This is a genomic window from Arachnia propionica, from assembly GCF_900637725.1.
GTDB lineage: Bacteria > Actinomycetota > Actinomycetes > Propionibacteriales > Propionibacteriaceae > Arachnia > Arachnia propionica.
Genome location: NZ_LR134406.1, coordinates 657,164 through 681,687, shown reverse-complemented (window position 1 = coordinate 681,687; position 24,524 = coordinate 657,164). Strand labels below are relative to the sequence as shown.

The 24,524-nt window shown below is 63.5% G+C and carries 17 protein-coding genes, 1 pseudogene and 1 CRISPR repeat array; of the genes and pseudogenes, 15 read left to right on the top strand and 3 right to left on the bottom strand.

What is annotated here, in order from left to right:
- Window positions 1-2 precede the first annotated feature (2 nt).
- From EL272_RS03045 to EL272_RS03035, 3 genes are all read left to right on the top strand, one after another.
- Window positions 3-746 (top strand): HlyD family efflux transporter periplasmic adaptor subunit, encoded by a 744-nt coding sequence (locus EL272_RS03045; RefSeq protein WP_014845745.1) that lies wholly within the window; start codon window positions 3-5, stop codon window positions 744-746.
- Window positions 743-2,716: a glycosyl hydrolase gene (locus EL272_RS03040; protein WP_061788272.1), complete on the top strand. Its 1,974-nt coding sequence runs from the start codon at window positions 743-745 to the stop codon at window positions 2,714-2,716. Before EL272_RS03045 ends, EL272_RS03040 begins: the two co-directional genes overlap by 4 nt.
- 65 nt (window positions 2,717-2,781) lie before the next feature.
- On the top strand, window positions 2,782-3,456 hold the full coding sequence (locus tag EL272_RS03035; RefSeq protein ID WP_061788271.1) for a fructose-6-phosphate aldolase: 675 nt from the start codon (window positions 2,782-2,784) through the stop codon (window positions 3,454-3,456).
- A gap of 8 nt (window positions 3,457-3,464) precedes the next feature.
- Here EL272_RS03035 and EL272_RS03030 read toward each other — a convergent pair whose 3' ends face one another.
- On the bottom strand, window positions 3,465-4,310 hold the full coding sequence (locus tag EL272_RS03030; protein ID WP_014845742.1) for a helix-turn-helix domain-containing protein: 846 nt from the start codon (window positions 4,308-4,310) through the stop codon (window positions 3,465-3,467).
- 35 nt (window positions 4,311-4,345) lie between these two features.
- Between EL272_RS03030 and EL272_RS03025 the strand changes: the two genes are divergently transcribed.
- The 4 genes from EL272_RS03025 (at window position 4,346) to EL272_RS03010 (ending at window position 8,838) form a co-directional block, all read left to right on the top strand.
- Window positions 4,346-4,888, top strand: a complete 543-nt coding sequence (locus EL272_RS03025; protein ID WP_061788270.1) for a TIGR03086 family metal-binding protein — start codon at window positions 4,346-4,348, stop codon at window positions 4,886-4,888.
- A 174-nt stretch (window positions 4,889-5,062) separates the two neighbouring features.
- Window positions 5,063-5,326 (top strand): hypothetical protein, encoded by a 264-nt coding sequence (locus tag EL272_RS03020; RefSeq protein WP_051014917.1) that lies wholly within the window; start codon window positions 5,063-5,065, stop codon window positions 5,324-5,326.
- Between the two features lie 350 nt (window positions 5,327-5,676).
- Entirely contained in the window at window positions 5,677-7,515 is a 1,839-nt protein-coding gene (locus EL272_RS03015; RefSeq protein ID WP_126409324.1) for a DUF4143 domain-containing protein, read from the top strand.
- 393 nt (window positions 7,516-7,908) lie between these two features.
- Window positions 7,909-8,838: a trypsin-like serine peptidase gene (locus EL272_RS03010; RefSeq protein WP_014845739.1), complete on the top strand. Its 930-nt coding sequence runs from the start codon at window positions 7,909-7,911 to the stop codon at window positions 8,836-8,838.
- Window positions 8,839-8,854: 16 nt separating this feature from the next.
- Here EL272_RS03010 and EL272_RS15650 read toward each other — a convergent pair whose 3' ends face one another.
- Window positions 8,855-9,865, bottom strand: a complete 1,011-nt coding sequence (locus tag EL272_RS15650) for an HAD-IC family P-type ATPase (RefSeq protein WP_255265835.1) — start codon at window positions 9,863-9,865, stop codon at window positions 8,855-8,857.
- 112 nt (window positions 9,866-9,977) lie between these two features.
- Window positions 9,978-11,648 (bottom strand): annotated as a pseudogene (locus EL272_RS03005) (cation-translocating P-type ATPase); the annotation flags it as partial.
- A gap of 86 nt (window positions 11,649-11,734) precedes the next feature.
- Here EL272_RS03005 and EL272_RS03000 point away from each other — a divergent pair.
- The 8 genes from EL272_RS03000 to EL272_RS02965 all read left to right on the top strand — a co-directional run bounded on the left by EL272_RS03000 (window position 11,735) and on the right by EL272_RS02965 (window position 24,524).
- Window positions 11,735-12,190: a MarR family winged helix-turn-helix transcriptional regulator gene (locus tag EL272_RS03000; RefSeq protein ID WP_061788268.1), complete on the top strand. Its 456-nt coding sequence runs from the start codon at window positions 11,735-11,737 to the stop codon at window positions 12,188-12,190.
- Between the two features lie 172 nt (window positions 12,191-12,362).
- Entirely contained in the window at window positions 12,363-13,508 is a 1,146-nt protein-coding gene (gene cas7g, locus EL272_RS02995; protein WP_014845736.1) for a type I-G CRISPR-associated RAMP protein Csb1/Cas7g, read from the top strand.
- Window position 13,509: 1 nt separating this feature from the next.
- Window positions 13,510-14,937: a type I-G CRISPR-associated protein Csb2 gene (csb2, locus tag EL272_RS02990; protein ID WP_073970121.1), complete on the top strand. Its 1,428-nt coding sequence runs from the start codon at window positions 13,510-13,512 to the stop codon at window positions 14,935-14,937.
- A complete protein-coding gene (gene cas3g, locus EL272_RS02985; protein WP_061788267.1) occupies window positions 14,934-17,801 on the top strand; it encodes a type I-G CRISPR-associated helicase/endonuclease Cas3g in 2,868 nt (955 codons plus the stop codon). The genes csb2 and cas3g overlap by 4 nt, the downstream gene beginning before the upstream one ends.
- Complete coding sequence (locus tag EL272_RS02980) at window positions 17,798-18,784, top strand: type I-G CRISPR-associated protein, Cas3-extension family (RefSeq protein ID WP_123823881.1); 987 nt, start codon at window positions 17,798-17,800, stop codon at window positions 18,782-18,784. The genes cas3g and EL272_RS02980 overlap by 4 nt, the downstream gene beginning before the upstream one ends.
- Entirely contained in the window at window positions 18,781-20,457 is a 1,677-nt protein-coding gene (locus EL272_RS02975) for a CRISPR-associated endonuclease Cas4/Cas1 (RefSeq protein ID WP_041696164.1), read from the top strand. The genes EL272_RS02980 and EL272_RS02975 overlap by 4 nt, the downstream gene beginning before the upstream one ends.
- Window positions 20,454-20,744 (top strand): CRISPR-associated endonuclease Cas2, encoded by a 291-nt coding sequence (gene cas2, locus EL272_RS02970; protein WP_014845733.1) that lies wholly within the window; start codon window positions 20,454-20,456, stop codon window positions 20,742-20,744. The genes EL272_RS02975 and cas2 overlap by 4 nt, the downstream gene beginning before the upstream one ends.
- A 173-nt stretch (window positions 20,745-20,917) precedes the next feature.
- A CRISPR array of direct repeats spans window positions 20,918-23,057; the repeat unit is 36 nt; unit sequence CTTTTCCTGACCTCAAAGGTCAGGCTCCATTGCGAC.
- 609 nt (window positions 23,058-23,666) lie between these two features.
- On the top strand, window positions 23,667-24,524 hold the full coding sequence (locus EL272_RS02965) for an ABC transporter substrate-binding protein (protein WP_061788266.1): 858 nt from the start codon (window positions 23,667-23,669) through the stop codon (window positions 24,522-24,524).

Here is a 24,524-nt window from a genome sequence, read left to right as displayed (position 1 = left end):
CCATGTCCTGGCTGAATCGTCTCAAGCTCCTCAGCGGCATCGTCATCATCGTCCTCATCGTCGGCCTACTGACGCTGTTGTTCAACCAGCGGCAAAATCAGGTGGCAAGTATCGCGGCCCACGTCGATGCTCCCCGCACGGTCGTCGCCTCCCCGTACGGGGGCCTGGTCACGGATCAGAAACGCAATCCCGGTGATCACGTATCGGCCGGCGACCAGCTCTTCACGGTCATCAGCTCCAACTTGCGGGACATGGCGGCCCTCGGGATGAAACCAACCAGCACCGACGGCTACAAGGTGGACCTGGAGTTGGGCACCATCACCTTCTACGCCACCATCGATGGTTACCTAGAGAGTTTCACGGCCTTCGAGGGCAGTTACGTCAACGGCAGCGAGCGTTTGGCCGAGATCGTCTCCAACAAGAACAAGACCGTGGTGGCGACGTTCCAGCTCAACCCCTCCGACTACGGACGGATCGAGCAGGATGGCAAGGTCGCGATTCACCTGCCCGACGGCCAGCTCGTGGAGGGACGGGTCATGAGCGTCAACATCGGCACCGACGAGACCTCGAAGAAAACCGTCACTGAGGTGACGGTCGCCAGCGACGGTCTCCAGGCCGACGACCTCACGTTGCTCACCCGGCGAAACACGCCCGTCAATGCGGTCATGAGCCTGAGGGACGACGGCCCGCTGGCCGGACCCACCCAAACTCTTCGTGAATTCCTGGTGAAGATCGGCCTGCGTTGAAACGATTTCTCAAACCCTTCCTGACGTTCACCTGCTCGATCGCGATCGTGCTGCTGTCCAGCCAGTGTTCTCACAAACCCTCGCCCGAACCCCCGCCCTCAACGGGCGCGTCGACGAACGGGTTGTCCGGTGAGGCGGCCGCCCTTGAGGCGGTGAACCACCGCCAGGGCAAGGATCTCAACCCCGCCCGACTCGCGAAGGGTCTCGTGCCACCCACCAACCGGTGGTTCTCGGGGATGGTTTTCGGCCCCGAACCCCTGCCGGTGTATCCCCTGCCGCTGAGCTTCCAGCTGAAGGCCACCGGGTTCGATTTCGGGCTGCCGGAGGTGAAATCCACCGAGAAGACCCTGTTCGGCGGCCACCGACCCGAGGTCACCGTAACCCTGCCGGGTGTTGAGGGCTGGCAGGTGGTGGCCTACGACACGGTCACCGTCGTCGCGGAGGCACGGGACGCATCCGGGCCCGTGGGCCGTGTCACCCTGGCCCAGGGGTCCCCCCAGATCACCTTCACCGCATTGAAGTCGGTGACCCTGGAGACCTCCCCGCTGCCCGACCGCTTCGCCCTGACCCCAGACCCCGGTTCCGGCGCCTCCCAGTTGCAGCTGGCGGAGGGACAGGCAGCGACGTGGGCCGCCGTTCCCGACGGGATGTCGAAGACGGACCTGCTCGACAAGATCCATCCCGTGGCCTCGTCCGAAGCGTCGTGGCAGGTTGGCGACGAGAAGGTTTCCACCACCATCGGGTGGCACACCACCGACGGGGCACCCACCCTGGTGGCCACCATGCCCCATCAGGTGGCTGACACCGCCCAGGAATGCCAGATGGGAACCTACGAAAGCGTCTACGGCAAACTCCGGCTGTGTTTGACGTCTTCGGTGACCTGGAACACCCCGAAGCAGTCGGCCCCGGCAAACTACGACCTGGGTGGCCTGGACGAAACCGCCCGCACGAAACTCATCACACACCTCGAGGCGGACGTGCAGGGCCTTCCGGCCTATCCCGCCGACACCTACTTCGCCGGGAAGGCAATGGCCCGGGATGCCCAGCTCATGCACCTGGCGAAAACACTGGGGCGCGATGACCTGGCGACAAAGGTCCGCAACCGGCTGGTGCCCGAGTTGAAGACGTGGCTGAACCCGGCGGGATGCGCCGATTCGAAGGCCGACCGTTGTTTCTTCTACGACCAGACCAATCACGGCATGGTCGGTCTGGTGTCCACCTTCGGCAGCGACGAGTTCAACGACCACCACTTCCACTACGGCTACTTCCTGCACGCGGCGGCCCTCGCCGCCATGGACGACCCGAGCCTGCTCCCGGAATTGTCGCCGGTGGCGACCCTGCTGGCCTCCGACATCGCCCGCCCGACGGCCTCGGACAATTTCCCCGCCATGCGCGTCTACGACGTCTACGCCTCCCACTCGTGGGCCTCCGGCACCTCACCGTTCGCCGACGCCAACAACCAGGAATCCACCAGCGAGGCCGTCGCGGCCTGGATGGGGCTGCGGCTCTGGGCGGAAACCAGCGGCGATCAGGCGTTGGCGGACCAGGCCGCCTGGATGCAGTCCAGCGAGGCCGATGCCGCTTTGAAGTACTGGCTGAACTTCAACGTCGACGACCCGCTGTACGCACCCCTCGAGTACAGCTATCTACCCCTGAACTTCGGCGGCAAACGGGACTTCGCCACCTGGTTCTCCCCCGACCCGGAGGCAGGCCTGGCCATCCAGGTTCTTCCCATAACCCCCGCCTCCACCTACCTGGGGGTGGACCGGGCCCGGGTGGCGACCAATGTCGACAAGGCGTTGACGGCCGACACCTTCAACCGCACCTACGGGGACCTGTTGCTGGCCTACTGGGCCCTGTCCGGACCGGAGGCCCGGAAACAGGCGATCGAGCTGGCGGATACGGTTCCCATCGATGACGGGTTCTCCCGTTCCCTCCTGCTGGCCTGGTTGTACGCGCTGAAGGAGTGATCGTCGAAAACCCACCGGGACGGTCGGGTGCGGCGGCGAAGGCCCTGCCATTAGGGTTGTGCGTCATGGACATCCTGTTCGACACGGCCAATCTCGATGACATCGAGCGGCTGACCCCGATCTACCCCGTCACCGGAGTGACAACCAACCCCACGATCCTCAAGGCCGAGGGCAAGGTTGATTTCTACGCGCACTTCCGCCGGATCCGCGAGATCATCGGTCCGGATCGCACCCTTCACGTGCAGGTCCTCGCCAAGGACACCCGGGGCATGATCGACGACGCCCACAAGCTGCTGGACAGGATCGACGACAGGGTCTACCCCAAGATCCCCACCACCGAGGCCGGTATCGCGGCCATGCGCCACCTGAAGGCCGAAGGGGTCAAGGTGACCGCTACCGCGATCTACTCCAAGACCCAGGGTTTCCTGGCGATCGCAACCGGCGTCGACTACCTGGCGCCGTACTACAACCGGATGCAGTCGCTCGACATCGACACCCGCGGCACCCTGGAGGCCCTCGCCGGTTTCATCCGCCGGTTCGACGCCCCCAGCAAGATCATGGCGGCTAGTTTCAAGAACGTCTCCCAGGTCTCCCACGCCCTCGAGGCGGGCGCCGACGCGGTGACGCTGTCGCCGAAACTGCTGCGCGTCGCCCTGTCGGCGCCGGGAATCGAGGCCGCCGTCGACACCTTCATAGACGACTGGGAGAAGATCTACGGCACCCGCTCACTGCCCGACTGAGGAGGATTCTAAGCTTCTCCTCTCGTCTTCTCTGAGACCGATCCGCGCTGCTTGGAATAGGTGGTCGGCGTGATGCCGGTTGCCGACTGGAAATCGCGTTGGAAATGGGCTTGGTCGGAGTATCCGAGGGACGCCGCCAGCTCCGCCAGGGAGACCTCCCCGGACAGCTGCCAGGACGCCTCATGGAGCCGTCTGCGGCGGATCAGCCATTTCGGTGTCAGCCCGATTCGTTTCGCCGCCAAGCGTTGCAGTGCGCGTTCGTTCATGCCGAAGCGTTCGCAGATCTGGGAAACCCGCCGGATGGTGGGGTCGTTTTCAACGGTGCGGACGATGGTGTTCACCGCGAGACCCTCAGGATCCACCGGGGCCAGCCTCCGCAGCGCGGTCTCCATCACCGCGATGGCGGATTCCCTGGCGGCCGGATCGTCGGGGTGAGTCATGCTGGCCCGGATGTCGGCGACCAGTCGAGGAACCTCCACCAGGGTGGAATCCTCGAGCGCGATCTGCCCGTCAACCAGGGTCGAGACGTCCGCCCCGATCAGCTGCCGCCCGACGGCGGGTTGCAGAAGCACACCGACGGTCCAGCCACGGCCGGTGAGCCTCTTGGTGGCGAGTCCGCTGGTGGGGCCAACCAGACTGGCGTGGTCGGCGTCGATGACGATGAGACAGACCGGGTATTGCAGGACCCGCTGGATCGACTCCCGGCCGGGCGCGAGATCCCACACCGGCACCCAGAAACGCCGCACCACGTCCGCCAGGCCCGCCCGGGGTGCGAAGCGGTACACCGGCGGACTGAAGCCGCGGTCGTCGGCGAGATGGGCCCGCTCCCGGAAGGATGTGTCGTATTCGTTCAATACTTCCTCCCTTTCCGCCGATCACACTAGCGTCCATGGATACCCGAATCACGCAATTCCTTGGCCACGTCGACACCTTCACCCGGCGAATCGCGAACCTTGAGACCGACCGCTGGGAGAATCCGAGTCCCTGCGAGGGGTGGAGTGCGAAGGAAGTCCTCGACCACGTCATCGACACCCAGCGCGACGTCTTCGGCAACCGAGGTCTGGAGCTGGGTCCCCGCCCGGAGGGGGCACCGCATGAGGCCTGGGCCGCGCACGCGGCCGCCGTGAGGTCGGCGGTGACCGACGAGGAAACGCTCCTGGCCACCTACGACTCCTTCTTCGGACCGACCACCCTGGCCGACACGCTGCTGAGTTTCTATCGCTTCGACCTGATCATCCACGCCTGGGACATCCAACGGGCGGCCGGAAACGATCTGGAACTGAGCGATACGGAGCTCGCCTTCCTGGAAACCTGTATTCCCTCGTGGGGAGACATCTTCTATCAGGACGGGATCTGCAAACGACCTGTTGAGGTTCCCGACGATGCGGACCGCCAGACCCGCGTACTGGCCCTGACGGGTCGCCGTTGCTGATACATGCCGCGGATCCGGGGTACCGTTCGGCGCCCCAGATCCGAACCCCACCAACCAGCACCGGGCGGGCCAAACAAGGGGAAACGAAGCAGCTACGGGCTACCAGCGCGTCCCAAACGGGAATTTTCCTACATCGGATGCAGGAAAATTCCTACATCCGATGTAGGAATTTCCATGTCCGGAAGTTTCTACCGTCCGCGGGCCACCGAGCAAACCTTCACAGACCACGCGTCACACCAAGTCGCGATCCTGGAAGGCCGCCGAGCGATCGACAAGTCGACCTCGGCGCGCCACCTCGTGGACACCGGCATCTACGTTTCCTACCAGACCTTGGCCGATCCCACGGAGCGCGCAAACGCCGCGGCTGATCCAACGCGCTGGCTCGCATCCCTGGATTTTCCGGCAATCATCGATGAGGCGCAGCTGGTCCCGACCTGAACCTGGCGGTCAAGGAGCTCGTGGACTCCCGCCCACCGGGACATCACGTGTTGCTCACGGGTTCGGCCTCCGTGGGCCGCGGGCAGCTGGAGGGCTCCGACCCCTTGGTCGGCCGCGCGACAAGAACGCGGCTTCACCCTTTCAGTGCTCTCGAGACCTCGCACCCGGCGGAAACGGATGCGCCTTGTCTCGTCGATCTTCTTTTCGACGCCCAGTTGGACTTGGACACACCGGGACCCGTCTCAACTCAAGAGCTCGTACGCCTCTTGAGGACAGGAGGCGTTCCCAGCTACTGCCTGAGCACGGTTCCGCTGACCACGAGCGCCCTGGAGGTCCGCGTCCATTCGGACATGCTGGCGCTTCTCAGTGACCGGGTTCTGCCCGAGGAGAAACTTGACGTCGGAATTGCCGGGACCGTCCTCGACTCGATCCTGCGCATTCCCGGAGGGCAGTTGAACAAGACCGGGCTCGCGGCAGAACTGGGGATCGACCAACGAACCGTTTCTCGATACCTGGGCATCCTTGATCGTCGTTTCCTCCTCACCTTTCTGCCCAATCTGAGGACTGGATTGACACGAACTTCAAAAACGATGCCGAAAGTTCACTCATCAGATTCCTCGGCAACCTGCGAAGCGATTTCCAGAGCAGGGCATGACATAGCCTCCTCTCCCGAGGCCCTCGGGCAAGTCTTGGAATCATGGGTCGTTCAGCAACTGACCGCGGCGCGCGGGTGGGCGCACCTGAAAACCCGGATCTTCTATTGGCGGGACAACAAGACCCAGCGGGAGGTCGATGTCGTACTCGTCGATGGCGCCGGAAGACGAGTCGGCATCGAGGTCAAGCTCGCCACATCCGTTTCTCCTTCCGACTTGAAGGGGCTGAAAGCCCTGCAGGAGCACGGAGGATTGCACCGGGGTTTCATAGTCCACACGGGGACGCGGTTTGAGCAGATTGCTGATAAAATCTGGGCGCTACCCATAGCGGCTTTCATTCAACCTTCCGCATGGGGGGCCGCACTCGCTTCCCCCTCTTCCCCAACCCCGACCAGAAAGGTCATCGCCTTGCCCCCGGAGAAAAACGTCATCACGACCGACGAGCATCCAGCCTCGATGAGCAACCCTTCGGTCTTCCTCAGCTACGTGCATGACGACGACGATTACTTTGACGGACTTCTCATCGCCTTCACCAAGAAGGTGATACAGGCCTGCAGAAGCGAGCTCGGCACCCCCGTCGAGCTCATCACCGATAACATCTCGCTGGCTTGGGGGGAGAACTGGCGGGAAAAGCTTCAGAAGGAAGTCGGCAGAACCACATTCCTCATGGCCATGGTGACCCCTAGCTATATTCGTTCTCAAGCCTGCCGGGACGAGTTCCTTCAATTCCGCACCAAGACGGCCAAAGCAGGTTATCAGGGCCTCCTGACCCTCTTGGTGAAAAATCCCCGCTGGGAAGCACCAGACGTGAGGGACGATCCTATCTATCGCAGCATCCGAGAAACCATTAACGAACACCAGTGGCTCTCGCTCGATCACCCCCTGGAGAACTTGGAACCAGAGACTCGCGATTTTCGAAATGCTGCCCGCAGCTTGGGGAAGGAGCTGGCACGTCGCATCGAGGCCCTCGAGGCACAGGAGACACCCACCCTTTCAGCAGCTCCCTCGGAAAACCCATCTGACTCGCCGGAGGACGAGGGCATCATCGAGCTGTTGGAAACTCTCTTGGAAAGCGACGCACCCGCTTTCTCGCAGCGCTCGGAGGACTTCAATAAAGTTTTTGCCGCTTTTGGGGAGGCCTTCAATCGTGAGCTCTCCAAATTGCCGAGCGGAAGCATCCCGAGCAGTGCCGCACTGGTTCTCGCGGCAAACAAGATCAACCCCACCCGGATCGATCTCGACAAAGCAACTGATGCCTTGGTCACGGCATGGGCCGCGCTGGATGACATCCTGACCCGCCTGCTGAGGCTGGTGGGCGGGTCAGGCCTGGCGGAACACAGAAAAGAGCTCAAGGAAATGTTCTCGGGACTCTCCCGGAGCATGAACAACATGGATTTCGGCGGCATGAATCAGCAGGTCCAGATGCTCAGCGCCATGTCCAGGACAATGCGCCCTGCCGCTTCGACGCTTTCACGAGTTCTCTCCACGACACAGGCGATCGCCAGGTCCGCCGAAATCTGGGAGGAGAATCTGTAGAGGCCCTCCGAACGACACGGCTCGTAAGATCCATGCCGCCCCTGACGGATATCCGCATCTGACCCGATCGACTCTCCCCCGCGATTCGCGCACAAGAGAAGTGGGGTGGATGTTGCCCCCGGCTCGCGAAGACCCGTCAATGATCATCCCGAACCACACGCCGCGCAAGGGATTCGCCTGCCGAGACACAGCCAACGAACAAGCCCCGCGGTAAGCGTTCTCCATGCCGGAAGGCGCGTGCCGGTCTCTGCTGGCTGCCTGTTCACCGCCTCCCACAGCGGCCTTGCGGAGCACCGGATGCCGTCCGAAAGGACTTCTTGACTCCAACATACGTCGGCGTTTAGCGTCAAAACGCGAAACCACTGGGCACATGCCAATGGAGGTTGAAGAAACGTGAAGAAAATCCGAAATTCAATCACTTCGGCGGCCGGAGCGGCACTATTGGCCGCGGCTCTGCTGGCCACGTCGTCCCCGGCCCTCCAGGCGGCGGCGGACGACGACCCGGCGCCGAACCCGGCGGAGGTCTCCCCGGTAGGAATCGATTCCTCCGGACAGTCCCTGACGTGGCAGCCGGACGACGCCCCGGCGAGTTCCGGGGATTCCGTTCCCGGGTACAAACCGGATTCGATCGAATCGGCTCCCAGCAGCATCATCGGCGAGGACGAGCGGGTGCGGCTGACCGACACCACCGCCTACCCGAACTCCGCAATCGTCTACATCAGCAAGGGCGGCAAGCCCTACTGCACGGGCTGGATGATCTCGGCCGACACACTGGTCACCGCCGGACACTGCGTGTACAGCTACGAGCGTCAGGAATGGACCTCGGGGCTGGAGTTCAGCCCGGGCGCGAACGGCCCCGAGCGCCCGTTCGAAACCGCGACGGCGACCCAGAAGTGGACCGACGTCGCCTGGGTCAAGAACAACGACCCTCGGCTGGACTGGGGACTGGTCAAGCTCGACAAACCGCTCGGCGACCGGACCGGCTGGTTCGGCCTGACGTGGCGTTCCGAGGATTACAAGGACATCGGGGTCGAACTGCGCGGCTACCCCTATGACAAGGCCCCGGGAGAACTCTGGGGCATGGGCGGAACGGTGACGGAGAGCCGGGGAAACCAGCTCTGCTATTTGATGGACACCTTCCCCGCCCAGAGCGGCTCTCCCCTGTACATGTCCGATGGCGCCTTCGCGATCGGCATTCACGCATACGGCACGGTACGGGGGCAGCAGCAGCCCGGGCGCGAATGCCCTCAGGAATACAACGCCGGAACGAGGATCACCAAGGGCCTGTACGAGTTGTTTGTCGACCTGAAGTCCCGTCGATAGGCTCCTCTTCCGCTCGTCAGGGCGCGCCGAAGGTGCGTCGGAGCAGCTTCACGACCTCCTCGTAGAGCAGCACCGCCGCACCGGCGCCGACGGCGACGGCCCAGTGGATCCAGTCCAGCGGTGCCGTGCCGAACGCGGACTGCAGGAACGGCACCTCGACCACCAGCACCTGGAGCACCGTGACCAGCGCGACCGACCCCCAAAGCCAGGCGTTGCTGAGCATGTGGGTGAAGGCACTTCCGGTATCGGAGCGGGAGTTCAGCGCGTTGAACAGCTGCATGAAAACCAAGGCGGTGAACACGGTGGTGCGGGCGACCACGAACTGCGAGTCGGGGGTGGCGAGATCCTCCAGGCCCCCGACGAGACCACCGGGCAGGGTGAGGTCGTAGATCAGCAGGGTCAGCAACCCCATCACCAGGCCGACTCCGATGATCCGCTGCCACATGTGGGTATCGATGATCCGGTCGGTCAACTTGCGGGGGCCGCGGCCCATGACGTCGTCGGTTTCCGGGTCGACGCCCATCGCGAGCGCGGGTCCGGAGTCGGTGACGAGGTTGATCCACAGGATCTGCGTCGCCAGCAGCGGAACGACGGCGGCGGCTGAGTTGGCGGGGTCGGCCAGGCCGATGAGCCCGCCGAGCAGGACCGCCAGGAACACCGTCGCCACCTCACCCATGTTGGAGCTGAGCAGGTAGCGCATGAACTTCTTGATGTTGTCGAAGATTCCGCGGCCCTGCCGGACGGCGGCGACGATGGTGGAGTAGTTGTCGTCGCCGAGAATCATCTCCCCGGCCTCCTTGGTCACCTCGGTGCCGGTGATGCCCATCGCGATCCCGATGTCGGCGGATTTCAGGGCGGGGGCGTCGTTGACGCCGTCGCCGGTCATGGAGACAACCTGCCCGCCGGCCTGCAGCGCGTCGACGATCCGTAGCTTGTGTTCCGGGGAGACACGGGCGTAGACGTCGACGTCCCGGACCGCCCGGCCCAGTTCCTCCTCGTCCATGGATTCGATCTCGCGGCCGGTCAGCGCCCGGGAGGCCTCTTCCGTGATGCCGAGGTCGGCGGCGATGCGCGCGGCCGTGACGGGGGGGGTCGCCGGTGATCATGACGGTGCGGATGCCCGCGCGGTGCGCCTCCGCGATGGCCTCGACGGCCTCCGGTCGCGGCGGATCGATGATGGCGACAACGCCGAGGTGGACCAGGTCGTGTTCGGCGTCCTCGGTGAAGGTGGCGGGATCCTGTTCGAGGGCGCGACGCCGGGCGACACCGAGCGTGCGGTATCCCTCGGCGCTCAGGCGTTCGATGTCCGCCTCGATCCGGCCGCGGCGTTCGTCGCTGAGAGGCACGACGTCGTCGCCGACCAGTTCGGCCGTGCAGCGCTCCAGCAGCACGTCGGGAGCACCCTTGGCGAACAGCCGCACGTGCTCGTCGGTGGTTCGGCGCCCGAGCACGGACATCATCTTGCGTTCGGAGGTGAACGGCACCTCGCCGATGCGTTCCCACGCCCCGATCCGCTCGGACACGCCTTCGAGTTTGTGCTGGGCCACTAGGAACGCTGCCTCGGTGGGGTCGCCCTGGACCTCCCATGTGCCGTTGACCTTCGCGAGTTGGGCATTGTTGGCCAGGGCTCCCGCCGCAAGGGTGCGTTCGGCCTCGGCCCGGGTCCTGGCCTCGTCACCAGTGATGACAGCCGCCCCGACGGGTTCGTATCCGGTGCCGGTCAGCTCGACCCGCCCGGAGGGGGTGACGATCTCGCGGATCGTCATCTCGTTCTTGGTGAGGGTGCCGGTCTTGTCGGAGGCGATCACGGAGACCGAGCCGAGGGTCTCCACCGAGTGGAGGTCCTTCATGACCGCGTTGCGGCGCGCCATGGCCTGCACGCCGATGGCGAGCACCAGCGACAGGATCGCGGGCAGGCCCTCCGGCACTGCCGCCACCGCCAGGGAGACCCCGAGCAGCAGAATGTCGACGGCCTCGTGGAAGGAGGAGACCCCGTTGACGGCGGCCACCACGATCATGACCACGACGGCGATGCCGATGACGAGCACACCCAGGGTCCTGGATATCTGGGCGATCTCGCGTTGCAACGGGGAGGGTTCATCGGCGGTCTCGTCCAGCAGCGTCGCGATGCGCCCCATCTCGGTGTCCATGCCGGTTCCGGTGACGACGGCCCGCCCCACACCCCGGGCTACGGCGGTGCCCTTGAACACCATGTTGTGCCGATCCCCAAGGGAACCGAGTTCCGCAAGCGGGGTGACGGTCTTGGTGACCGCCTCCGACTCGCCGGTGAGCGAGGCCTCCTGCACCTGCAGCGAAGAGGCGCTGATCAGGCGCGCGTCGGCGGCCACCGCGTCGCCCTCCCCCAGCACCAGGACATCGCCGGGAACCAGGTCGGCGGCGGGTATCGTCGCCAGTTTGCCGTCGCGCAGCACCGTCGCCCTGGCTGCCGTCATGTCCGCCAGGGCGGCGACGGCATCGGCGGCCCTGTTCTCCTGCACGAAACCGATGACAGCATTGGCCAGCACGATCAGCAGGATGACGACCACGTCGATCGGCAGGCCACCGGCCCCCTCGAGGAGCCACGCCGCCAGCGAGATTGCCATGGCCCCGAACAGCAGGTAGACCAGCGGATCGGCGAACTGCTTCAGGAAACGCCGCCAGGCGGCCTCCCGCGGCTGGGAGCGCAACTCGTTGGGGCCGTGGCTCACCAGACGCGAGGCGGCCTCCACCGAGGACAACCCGGTCCCGGGATCAACCCCGGCGGCGCTCAGCGCCTCGTCGGCGGTTTGGAGGGCGGGTGAGGTGGTCATGATTCCTCGCTGGATTCCTGAACGGATCGATGATTTACTTTGATGGTACCAACTATTTTTGCGAGGACAACCTGAGGAGGCAGGCCATGAGCACCGACGCCGACGAGACCGTCGCGGATCTTCACCGGCTCTTCTCCGGGCTCAGTCGACTGGCCAGCCGGATGCGGTTGCGAAACGCCATGCATCCTGGCATCCGCAACCTGGCGCAGACCGACGCCTGGCTGTTGTCGCACCTGGCGGCGACGGGACCGGCGCGGATGTCCGCGCTGGCCGAGTGGCAGGCCGTCGACCGCTCGACGATGACCGCGCAGGTCAAACGCCTCGAACGCGCCGGGCTGGCCCGTCGCCACACCGACCCCACCGACCGGCGGGCCAGCATCGTGACCCTGACCGAGGACGGGGAAGCGGCATGCAGCGAGATCCGCAGGGAGGCCTCCGCCTTCTTCGCCGACATCCTGTCCGACTGGACCCCGGAGCAACGTCGCGAGCTGATCGAGTCGATGACCCGGCTGAGCACCGCCCTCGAGGAGCACCTGAACTGAGCTGCCTTCATCGGCGGCCCCGGACGCGCCAACAAGATGGACCGGGAGCCTTCCTTACAACCAGTTAGGTCTTGATGCGTTCCTTTAATTCAGCGGTTTTTCTTCCGCTTGGCGACTTCCGTGTCCTCTTCCCCCGCTATGGTTGTGCCACCGGACTTCACGAAGGAAGATTATGACAACGCTGTCTCTCGGTTCACTCCAAGACAAGATCCGCGACCCCGAATTCGCCTTGGCAAGGATAAACGCCACGTACCAGCCCGGCGGTGGCCCGGGAAGCAGGCTTTTCCCGCCAACGTTTCCCACCTCGAGATCGGACGACTCCCCCTACCTCATGGAGGAACGCACCTGCGACGGTTCCTCACGTAGGGCCGTCGTCCTCGATCAGGTTCCCTCCCAGGCGAACCGGTGCGAGGAGGCGCTCAAGACGGCCCGGCAGGCGGGAAAGATTCGACTGCCGTTGTTGAGACTAACCCACGACGGCGCGGCGAAGGCCGTCATCACCGGCCTGGATGCGCCGCACCGGGCCTTTGACGCCTACTGGCGCGACTCGCTGCTCGACGGCGAGAAGTTCGACAGGACCCCTGTGGGAAAGGCCTTGCAGGCCACCTCCTTGGAGGATGCAACCGCGCTGCTCCAGTATGACCCCGCCACTTTGGTCTACGGCGGCTGGAACAGTCACCGCAAGGGGCGGCAGGCCAAGTTTCCCCGGTTCTACAGCAGCGAGGTCGTTGGCTGGGATCCCGTCGTGGGCACTCGCAAAGCGAGTCGCATGGATCCGCTCAACCTCACCGGTGCGCGAAACGGCGACGGCGACGAGTGGACGTACTCCCCCGCCGCAGCCAAGAACGCCAAGGCGAGGTTGAGTGAGATCGGTCACGGCAATATTGCTCCGAATCCCGCCCATGGTGGAGTGACCGTCACGGAGGTCACACGTTTTTCCACCCTAAGCCTTACGGCGGTGCGACGGATCCGTTTCGGCTCCCTCGGGGTGAACACGCAGTTCGCCGCCAGTACTCTTCTGGTTGCCCTCGCGCTTCTCGGTGATCGACTGGCCTTCGGTGGCGCCGGGATCTGGTTGCGCAGCGGCTGCGACTTGGTGGTGGAAGCAGAAACCCTCGAGTGGATCGGTCGCGGCGGCGTGGTGGAGCCGTTCTCCCTGTCCATCGGTGAAGCCGTCTCCCTGTACGACGAGGCACTGGAAGCCGCCATTGAATCTGGGGTTCCGATGCACCTCGAGACGATCGAGTTGACCCCCTCCAAGGCCCTCGCCGCCGCAATCGATTTCACCGTGACCAAGGCCGAGTCCTCAGGGGAGTGACATGCCCGTCTGCCTCGACATCTGCCTGATGAGCGAGCGCTACGAAGCCGGCGACGGCGAGGACCCTCGCGCCCCCGAATGGCCCCCACATCCGGCCCGGGTTTTCTCCGCACTACGTTCGGTGGCAGAAAGCGATGAAATTGCTCCGTTGTACGAATTCGAACAGTTACCTCCGCCTCTGATTCACGCTTCGGCCTTTGCTCCGTGCAGCATCAGTCGTTCCTTCGTCGTCACGAACGCCAGATTCAATGGCGAGAAAACGAAATCGGGCAAAATAAAGACAGGAAATCAAAACCATCCCGCCCGGACCAGTGACCTGATGAAACGCATCAGGAGTTTCCCTCCCGACCCCAGGATCCAGTTCGTCTGGCCCGACGACCGGGATCTGTCGGATGAGGCACTGGCAGGACTCGACGCCCTAGCGCGGCGTGTGCCGTATCTCGGGCGTTCGACGTCACCGGTCATGTTGGCCTTCCGCAGGGTGGCTGATTTCAGGCCCCTGCCCGGGCTGTCAACCTTTGAACCCACCGATCACGACAGGGCGGAATGCAACATCAGGGTTCCATTTCCCGGCTACCTGGACGAGTTGAATGCTCTCCACGAACTGGACCAGTCTTCCTGGCAGGCCAGCCGCAGCCACGCACGCCAGCCCTACAGGCTGGTACGGGACGAGAGCGATGCCGTTGCCCCCACGGTCGTGGAGTCACCGTACCCGGACTTGGTCATCCTCCGGTTCGTCGATCACCGTCCCCCGGGAAACCTGGTCGGGCTCTTCACCGCGGCACTCCGGGCAAAGGTGATGTCGCAGACGAAGAATCCACTGCCTCCTGCTCTGCACGGCCACGGGTTCGACGGGCATCCCCACGTCGCCTATCTCGGGCTTCCTTTCGCCGGATTCCCTCACGCGGACGGGCATCTGCGGGCCCTGGCAGTCGCGATCCCGGGCTTGGACCGGGCGGAGCGCCGCAGGATCCTGCGGGGCATCCTGGGCACCGATCCGGACCGGATCGTCGACCTCCAGGTGCCCGGTTTCAGGCGGGTCTTCGGGTTGCGTTATTCCCCCGACGAGCCTCTGCCTGCCAGCGCGACCGCCGCGCGATGGACGCGGCCCGCCAGAAGCTGGGTGTCCGTGACCCCTCTCGTGCTGGACAGATACCCGAAGAAGGGAGATCTCGCCCCGGCAGTGGTTCGTTCCATCCAACAGGCAGGGCTCCCCGCTCCGGTCACTGTTGAGCTGAGCACCCAGCCGCTCACCCCCGGGGCCGCGCACCTCACCCCGAAGGAACTTCCCCTCCGGACTCGCGGCCGCCTGTACCGGCACGTCCGGATGACATTCGAGCATCCCGTCACAGGACCCGTGCTGGCCGGCGCGGGACGGTACTTCGGGGTTGGTCTGTTCGCCCCCGAACGTGAAGGAGCCGACGGATGATCGCCGGTGATTTCGACCTCTTCATGGAGGAGCTCCACGGCCATCGCCCGTTCCCCTGGCAGTCGGACGTGGTCGCCGACATGCTCCGGGCGGGCACCTGGCCGTCTCTCGTGGACGTGCCCACCGGTCTGGGCAAGACGTCGATGCTCGATGCCGCCGTGTTCGTGTTGGCCATGTGCGCCGGAGGCGAGGCCGCGAGTGGACTGGGGCGACGACGCATCTTCCTCGTGGTGGACCGGCGAATCGTCGTCGATCAGGCCGAGCTGCACGGAAAACGTATCGCCGAGGCCCTGGAGACGGCCTCCCCGGGCAGTGTGTCGGAGGAGGTCGCACGCAGGCTCCGTGGACTATCCGGTTCATCCGATGGCCCGGTGCTTCCCGTGGTCAAGATGCGTGGTGGAGCGACCTGGGACGCCGCGTGGCTGCCGCTTCCCGACCTGCCAGCGATCGTCACCGGCACCGTGGACCAGGTGGGAAGCCGCCTGTTCTTCCGTGGCTACGGCGTCAGCGCCCGGCGACGTCCGATCGATGCGGCTCTGGTGGGCACCGACTCCGTGATCATGATCGACGAGGCGCACCTGGCGCAGGCCCTCACCGCCTCTCTTGAAGCAACCAGTTCCTTGGATTCCAGCCAGGTCCTGGGGCTGCCCCGAACTTCGGTAGTGCAACTCAGCGCCACCAGCACCGGGCGTCCCGAGGGGTGGACCACGTCGTTCGATGAAGATGCGCACCTGGACGATCCCACGGCCCGGGCACGCCTGGCCGCCGCAAAAACACTGACCTTCGTCGACACCACGAAACAGCAGGTCGTGCGGGACATCGCGGCCCATGCAGCCGAGGCCGTCACGGGAACCGACTCCCGTGTTCTCGTGGTGTGCAACACCGTCGACAGAGCCCGGGAGGTTCACAACAGGCTACTGAGGTCGAAGGGCCTGCCCTCCGGCACCGAGGTGTTGCTGCTGATGGGCCGCTCCCGCCCGGTGGATCGCGAGGCGATAACCGCCAAGGTGACCGAGCTCTTCGGTGCGGATCGCGAGGAGAAACCGGGGTCGGCGGTGCTGGTCGCCACCCAGACCGTTGAGGTCGGGATCGATCTCGACGCCACCGCCCTGATCACCGAGACCGCACCCTGGGATGCGCTTGTCCAGCGCATCGGACGCGTCAACCGGCGAGGTGTCCTGCCCGCGGCAGACGTGGTCGTGGTGGAGGACAACGACCCGAAACCGCCGGTTTACGGAAACGTCAAAGTGCGTACGACCGAATTTCTCCGATCCCGGATCAAGGAAACCGGAGCCGTGGACGTCTCACCGCTGGCGCTGCGTCACATGGACGTCCCCGCTGAACTGACCGCAGCGGCTCCGCTGCTTCCGCTCCTGCTACCGGCCCAGCTCGACGCGTGGGCGCGCACCAGCCCGGCTCCAAGCGTCGATCCCCCGTTGGATCCGTACCTGCACGGCATCGACACATCGGTGGCACCGGTGACGGTGGCCTGGCGCGATGGGCTGCGGAATGCATGGAACGAGACATTGCCCGCTGATGAGGTCGGCGGTGCGATCGACTCCCTGCCGGTCCGCGCCGAGGAATGTGTGGCGATTCCGTTGGGGGCATTGCGGCGTTGGTTGTGTGACGCGAAACCTTTGCCGGTGGGTGACACGGAGGACTACGACGATTTCGACGACATCCCCTTCGGAGACGACTCGGAAAGCACGGTGCTCCGGCGGGTGGACGGCGGTTCCGGTCCGTCGACCTGGGCCTGGGTCTCCGGTGAATCGCTGCGCCCCGGGGACGTGGTCGTGGTGCCAACCGACTCCGGAGGGCTCGACCAATTCGGCTGGGCCCCCACCAGCACGGACAAGGTGAGTGACGTGTCCGAACTGGCCACCTGCCGGCGCGGCCGGGCAGCCCTGCGTCTCGACCCCGGCCTGCCTGACAGACTTGGGATCCCGGCCTCCACCGACTTCCAGGATCTGGTGCGGGACTGGCGCAACTGCGATGATCCGGACGATCGGGAAGAGTTTAGCTCCGGCATCGTGTCGGCTGTCCTCGCGTGGCTCGCCCGTCATCCCGATCCTGAAAGCTCCAGCGCATGGACCTCGGACGATCTCGCCACACTCCGCGCTCAACTTGCCGGGAATATTGTCCTGACCCAGACAACCGAGGCGTCTTCCCCCATCCTGCGGGTGGTTTCGCCGGAAACCAGCTGGTTGAACGCGGATGACGGGAACTCCGACGAAACCTCGCACCTGAACCGGCGGGTCGCCCTGGCGACTCACATGGAAGCGGTGGGGGCACGCGCGGACGGTGTGGCGCGCAGGCTGGGGCTGCCCGAACCCGTGCGGCAAACCGTCACCGACGCAGCCCGCTGGCACGATCTGGGAAAGGTGGATCAGCGGTTCCAGGCGATGCTGTTCGGGGGCGATCCGATCCGCGCGGAACTGGCGGACGAACCACTCGCGAAATCCGGCATGCCGCCTGGTGATCGGCAGCAGTACCGACGAGCAAGGCAACTGAGCGGCCTGCCCCAGGGGGCACGACACGAGGCCTGGTCCGAGGTCCTCGTCGCCGAGTACCTGGCGGGACTGACCGAGCCGTATCCGGGAGATCCGGAGCTGTTGCACCACCTGGTCGCGAGCCACCACGGACACGCCAGGCCTTTCCTGCCGCCAGTGCTCGACACCGGAGAACACACCTTGGAGGCTGTCGTCGACGGCATTCAGGTCGTATCTGCGCTACCCACCAGTGTTCGGCTCTCGGATGCCGAACGTTTCTCCCGGCTCAACGCCCGGTACGGCCGGTGGGGACTCGCCCTGCTGGAAGCCATTGTGCGCTGCGCCGACATGACCGTGTCCTCGGAGGGATCATGATGAACCACGTCACGCTTCCGGCCCTGCTCGGCGACTCGCCCCTGGCAATTCTCGCGGCGATCGGGACGCTGCGGCTCATCCACGACTTCACCGACAACAATGCCCGGCTGCACTGGAATACGACCGATCACCGTCCCGTGCTGACCTCTTCCCTGGCAACGGTTGATGAGGTTGCTGAAGCTCTCGTCGACATCGTCAGAACCATGCCGGAAGGGGTTTCCGTGCCGGGCGGTCCAATGGGTTTTCCCCCTCCCGGGGAGGCCCCGGACAAACTACGGGTGCCACAGGGGAAACTGCACTCTTTTGCGGAGAACCTATTCCCGGAAATCTCTGAAACAGAAAGCGCAACGATGTTTTCATGGCTGACCAGCCTCATCACCGACTTGGCAGCTACCTCCGAGAAGAGCGATTCCGGATCAAAAAATCAAAAATCCAACTCGCAGAAGCGTTGTTCAGTCAGTCAATTCATCGCATCGTCCGGCAAGCAGTCAATTGCAACCATGCTGAAGAAACCTTTGGAGCACGTGCAGAAACACCCAGAATATCTCCACGAGGCCCTCACCGGCTGGGTGCGGGTACCCGGTGTAACCGGAGAGTACTTGGATCACAGAGCGGCATGGAAAGCGATCGATGACGGTAGAGGCAGAACCGGAAGGATGCGCGGCGTCCCGGGAGCAACTTGGCTGGCACTCATGTCATATCCAATATGGACAACCACAGCGGCGGGAAAGAAGCCTCGTACGAGCGGTTGGCATTTGGTGGGCAAAGGACGCAGAAGCATACAAGAATTACGTCTTCCGCTTTGGGTGGAACCACTTGGGCCGCTCGCCATCAAGGCCTTGGTCGAACACCCGGAGTTGGATGGCGACCTAGATGTTCCCTTGAATCAAAAGATCCGCCTATTGGGTATTTTCCACGTCTGTCGAGCGCGACGAGCTCCCAGTGAACATTCCGCTGGCCTCTTGATTCCTGCGCAACGATGACTGTCAGGCCAGACATCCCGGGGCTCCCGGAAACGGTCCCGGCACGGATGCTCAACGAGTTCGTCTACTGTCCGCGCCTATTCCATCTGGAATGGGTACAGTCACGCTTCACGACCAGCGATGACGTCGAGGAGGGCCGCTACCTGCACCGCGTCGTTGACGAGGAATCCGGGGATCTACCCGACAAGTCCGAGGCCTGGGGCGGCAGGACCGCACGATCAGTGTCCCTGAGTTCACCTGGCCTAGGGCTGGTGGCGAAACTGGACTTGGTGGAGGACGGCGGGAACGGTTCCGTCGTCCCCGTCGACTACAAGAAAGGGCACCCGGACAAGACCGGGGCTCCTTGGCCGAACGACAGGACTCAGCTATTGATTCAGGCTCTGCTCCTGAAGGAGGCCGGATACGTTGTGGAGCGGGCGGAAATCTGGTATGCCGAAACCCGGCGACGAGTTGTGATTCGCATCGATGAAACGGCCCTCAGTGAAATCACGGAAACCCTCAAGGACGCGTGGCGTGTTGCTGCCGACCCGAAACCGCCGCCTCCACTGAGGAACAGTCCGAAATGTCCTCGCTGCTCGCTGGTCGGCATCTGTCTCCCCGACGAACTGACCTCACTGAAGATCCCTCCTCGGGAAAGACGGCCTCTCAAGAGGTTGATGGCACCCATCCTCGAGGGACGTCCCGTGTACGTGACGATGCAGGGTTCCACCGTCGGGATTCGCAACGACAGGTTGGAGGTACGTCTCGACGGCGAGCTACAGGCAAGTTACCGTCTCATCGATGTGAGTCAGCTTTGCGTCTTCGGAAACGTTACCGTCTCCTCGCAGGCTGTGAGGGAACTCATGAGCAACGATCTTCCGATCCTCTGGTTCACGTATGGGGGCTGGTTCGCAGGAATGGCCGAAGGACTTCCGGGCAAGAATGTTGATTTACGAATAGCACAGTTCGGGGCATCGGAACAGAAACGCCTGGAAGCCGCACGGAATATGATATCGGGAAAAATCCGAAACAGCCGAACACTGATGCGGCGCAACTCACGCACCGAGGCCGAACGTATCGGGAATCAGTTGAAAGAACTAGCGATACAGGCGACAAAAGCCGCCTCTCCCGGCCAACTATTGGGCATCGAGGGGACAGCAGCACGACTCTATTTCGCGAGTTTCCCAGCCATGATCGGCGACAACACACGCATTGACGTGTCGGATTTCCACGAGAACGGTCGTTCCCGTAGGCCACCACCAGACCCCCTGAACGCCCTTCTGTCCTTCTGCTACGCATTGCTGGTGAAGGATCTGACGGTGGCACTGGCGTCGGTGGGTTTCGACCCATACTTGGGCATGTTCCACAAACCGAGGTTCGGGCGTCCCGCACTCGCGCTGGATCTCGCCGAGGAGTTCCGCCCATTGGTGGCGGAGAGTGTCGTGGTGCAGGTACTGAACAACCGGGAGGTTGGCCCACACGACTTCCGGACACGCGCCGGAGGCTGCATGTTGAAACCGAGTGGGCGCAAAGCGGTCCTGCGAGCATACGAACGTCGCCTCGATCAGGAGATCACCCACCCACAGTTCGGCTACAAGGCGACCTACCGCAGAATCATGGACATCCAGGCCCGTGTTCTGGGAGCGTTCCTCACCGGCGAACTGGACCAGTACACTGCGATGGTGACCAGATGAAGACACGGAGGCGGCGCTATCTGGTGGCATATGACATCCGTGAACCCGGAAGACTGCGGCGAATCTGCAAGCTGATGGAGGCCCATGGAGAACGCCTCCAGTACTCCGTTTTCATCTGTGACCTCAACAGGTCTGAGCTGATTCACCTGAGAGCAGCTGGAGAGAAGATCATGAACTTGGCCGTCGACTCGGTGGTCATCGTGGACCTGGGCGAGATCGGCGAGGATCGGTTCATCTTCGTCGGGCACCACGAGGACCTACCCACCAGAGGGCCGCAGATTGTCTAGCTACCACGCGAGCGCTCCGGTACCCACCAAACCCCTGGGGAGTGCTCGCACCCTAGTCAGAGCAGGTTTCACTCCACTTACGGAGAACGAACAACCCTTCACGCACGCCCCAGCTGGTCGGCGCTCGCAGACCCGTGTAATACTAGTAGTCAGAGACCAAAGAAATCGCGAGCCTTTTCCTGACCTCAAAGGTCAGGCTCCATTGCGACCTGCTGGTGCCGTGTATGTCACATCGCTGCTGATGTTTTCCTGACCTCAAAGGTCAGGCTCCATTGCGACAAGTCCACGCTGGCCCAGCGGGACCACAGGCCGGAGCTTTTCCTGACCTCAAAGGTCAGGCTCCATTGCGACCTGCTACTGGTTCCCGGCGAGATCCTGACGTGCGCCCTTTTCCTGACCTCAAAGGTCAGGCTCCATTGCGACATGGGGACTCCTTGGGGTGAGATACAATGGGGCGTGGCTTTTCCTGACCTCAAAGGTCAGGCTCCATTGCGACTTCAGACCCACCTCCTTCATCGTTTCAGCCTCCACCTTTTCCTGACCTCAAAGGTCAGGCTCCATTGCGACTGGGAAGGATGATGAGAGTCATGGCAGCACCGAGGAACCTTTTCCTGACCTCAAAGGTCAGGCTCCATTGCGACCAGTGGGCCCCTCCGCCCGGCGGTGAACCATGGTGCTGCCTTTTCCTGACCTCAAAGGTCAGGCTCCATTGCGACATCGTCGGCAAGTACCAGTTGCCGACCGACAACACCCTTTTCCTGACCTCAAAGGTCAGGCTCCATTGCGACTCGAGCTGCCCGGGCAGGGTGGTGCCCATTTCCTTCCCTTTTCCTGACCTCAAAGGCCAGGCTCCATTGCGACTACCTCGACCCGCCCTACCTTCCAGCGACCCGTCGGCTTTTCCTGACCTCAAAGGTCAGGCTCCATTGCGACATGCGGTGTTCCTTTCTTGGAGTGCGGTGATGGCCCGCCCTTTTCCTGACCTCAAAGGTCAGGCTCCATTGCGACCATGTCGAGGATCAGATGCGCTTTGGTGCCGTCGTCCCTTTTCCTGACCTCAAAGGTCAGGCTCCATTGCGACCTGCTCAGGATCAAGCAACTCCGCGACGTCCCGACCCCTTTTCCTGACCTCAAAGGTCAGGCTCCATTGCGACCGGAGGTCACCGACGCCCTGCTCGCCTACTACTCCCCTTTTCCTGACCTCAAAGGTCAGGCTCCATTGCGACCCCGACTACCTCGACGCCCCCAAGGGGGACCAGTGAGCCTTTTCCTGACCTCAAAGGTCAGGCTCCATTGCGACATCAAGACTGCCCAGGGAATGGGTATGTCCGCCGACCCTTTTCCTGACCTCAAAGGTCAGGCTCCATTGCGACCGGGACCTGCTGTCCGACGTGCGCAGCATCAAGGCCCTTTTCCTGACCTCAAAGGTCAGGCTCCATTGCGACGGAGCCCCTTCCGGCGGAAGTTTGGACAGGCGATGTGCTTTTCCTGACCTCAAAGGTCAGGCTCCATTGCGACAGAATCCAGTTCAGGCCTGTTTCCACATTGTCATTACCTCTTTTCCTGACCTCAAAGGTCAGGCTCCATTGCGACGGGCTCGACCACCGCTCCCTCGCGGCCCCCGCCTTCTTTTCCTGACCTCAAAGGTCAGGCTCCATTGCGACTAGTTGAGCAGGTACCGCAGGGGGCGGGAGTAGGCCTTTTCCTGACCTCAAAGGTCAGGCTCCATTGCGACGCGTAACAGCCACGAGTCCATTCCCGCAACAGCTCAACTTTTCCTGACCTCAAAGGTCAGGCTCCATTGCGACGCGGGCCTTTCGGCGCTCGGGGGTAGCCGAGTACTTTTCCTGACCTCAAAGGTCAGGCTCCATTGCGACCCGTCGACTTTGACCAGGTCGAGTTCCCCGATGATGCTTTTCCTGACCTCAAAGGTCAGGCTCCATTGCGACAGCCACCAGTAGCGACCCTCCGGGGTGACGGAGGGCGCTTTTCCTGACCTCAAAGGTCAGGCTCCATTGCGACGGTTTCTAGGCGGTGGATACGGATTGAATGGTCGGACCTTTTCCTGACCTCAAAGGTCAGGCTCCATTGCGACCTGCTGGAGGCCCTCACTCAACGCGATGCGAAATCACTTTTCCTGACCTCAAAGGTCAGGCTCCATTGCGACCACGCTACCCCGATTGACCGTACCGAATCGCGTCAATCTTTCCCTGACCTCAAAGGTCAGGCTCCATTGCGACAGGTGGGCGGCCTCGAGGACGGCGCCGGGTTGGAAGGGTTTTCCTGACCTCAAAGGTCAGGCTCCATTGCGACAAATAAGCGGGGTACGGCACGAAACTATGGGTCGCGATTTTCCTGATCTCAAAGATCAGGTTCTACATACTTCCCCACGTCATCCATACACAGATTCTTGAAGGTTCCATCATGAATCCATCCTGTCGATCTTGATCGTTCTCAATTGCCGCTATGTTTGTTTGATAAGCGGTCTTGGTTCGTCAGAATCGCATCCTGACTTCGATGAACAGACGGGGCACTGCGCAACGCTCCTGGAAGCACCAAGACCCGCCGGTCAGGGTGATCTCGCCGGGTCACGGCGGAGCAAAATACACAGCTGAGCCCGCGTGGCACGATGACGGCGGTGGCGGGGCCACACCTCCGTGTCTCTCGCCCCACCACGGCACCGGATCGTATGCCGAAAGCGATCGGGCTGGGCTGGCCGACGCATCGCAACCCTGGTTGCAGGCTGTGTTGGGGCTGCACGACCTCTTCCGCTGCCGTTCCCCGGGACGACGAGGGAAGGAAGATGGCCGGCATCCGGCCTGGTCTTCCTCCATTCCTGGAATCAGATCTGGACCTGTGGGGCTGTCAGTTGTTGGATGGGATCAGTCCCGTTCACCGGACCTGACCCAAGGAGAATCAGCCATGGCCCTCCCCCTCAGCCGCCGCGCCGCGCTCTTCGCGCTCGGCAGCACCGTCCTACTCGGTTCCTGCACGATCGCCAGCGACGGGAAGAACACCCCCAACAGCGCATCGGCCTCCGAGGGGGCGCTGAAAACCGTCACCCCGGGCAAGTTGACCATCGCCACCGGCGAACCCGCCTACTCCCCGTGGGTGGAGAACAACGATCCCGCGTCCGGCAAGGGTTTCGAGGCCGCCGTCGCCTACGCCGTCGCGGGAAAACTCGGTTTCGCCAACGCGGACGTGGTGTGGGTGCGCAGCACCTTCGATGCCGCGGTCGCTCCCGGCGCCAAGGACTGGGACTTCAACCTGCAGCAGTTCTCCATCACCGAGGAGCGCCGGAACGCCGTCGATTTCTCCTCCCCCTACTACACCACCGCGCAGGCCGTGGTGACCCTGAAGGGTTCCCCGGTATCCGGGGCCACCACCGTCGCCGAGCTCAAGAGCGCCCTGCTGGGAGCGCAGACCGGAACCACCAGTCACAGGATGCTCACCGAAACGGTGGCACCCACCACCGCCCCGTCGGTCTTCAACAACTCGCAGGACACGGTGCAGGCCCTCAAGGGCGGCCAGGTGGACGCCATCGTGGTTGACCTCCCGACGGCGCTGTACCTGGTGGCCGCCGAGCTGGACGGCGGTGTGGTGGTCGGCCAGTTCGCCGACACCTCGGGCGGCGACCAGTTCGGTCTGGTACTGCCGAAAGGTTCCCCGCTCACCGCGGCTGTCACGGGCGCGGTCGACGCCCTCCGCGCGGACGGCACCCTCGATTCCCTGACCAAAACCTGGCTGTCCGAAACCGTCAACGTCCCGGTCCTGAGCTGA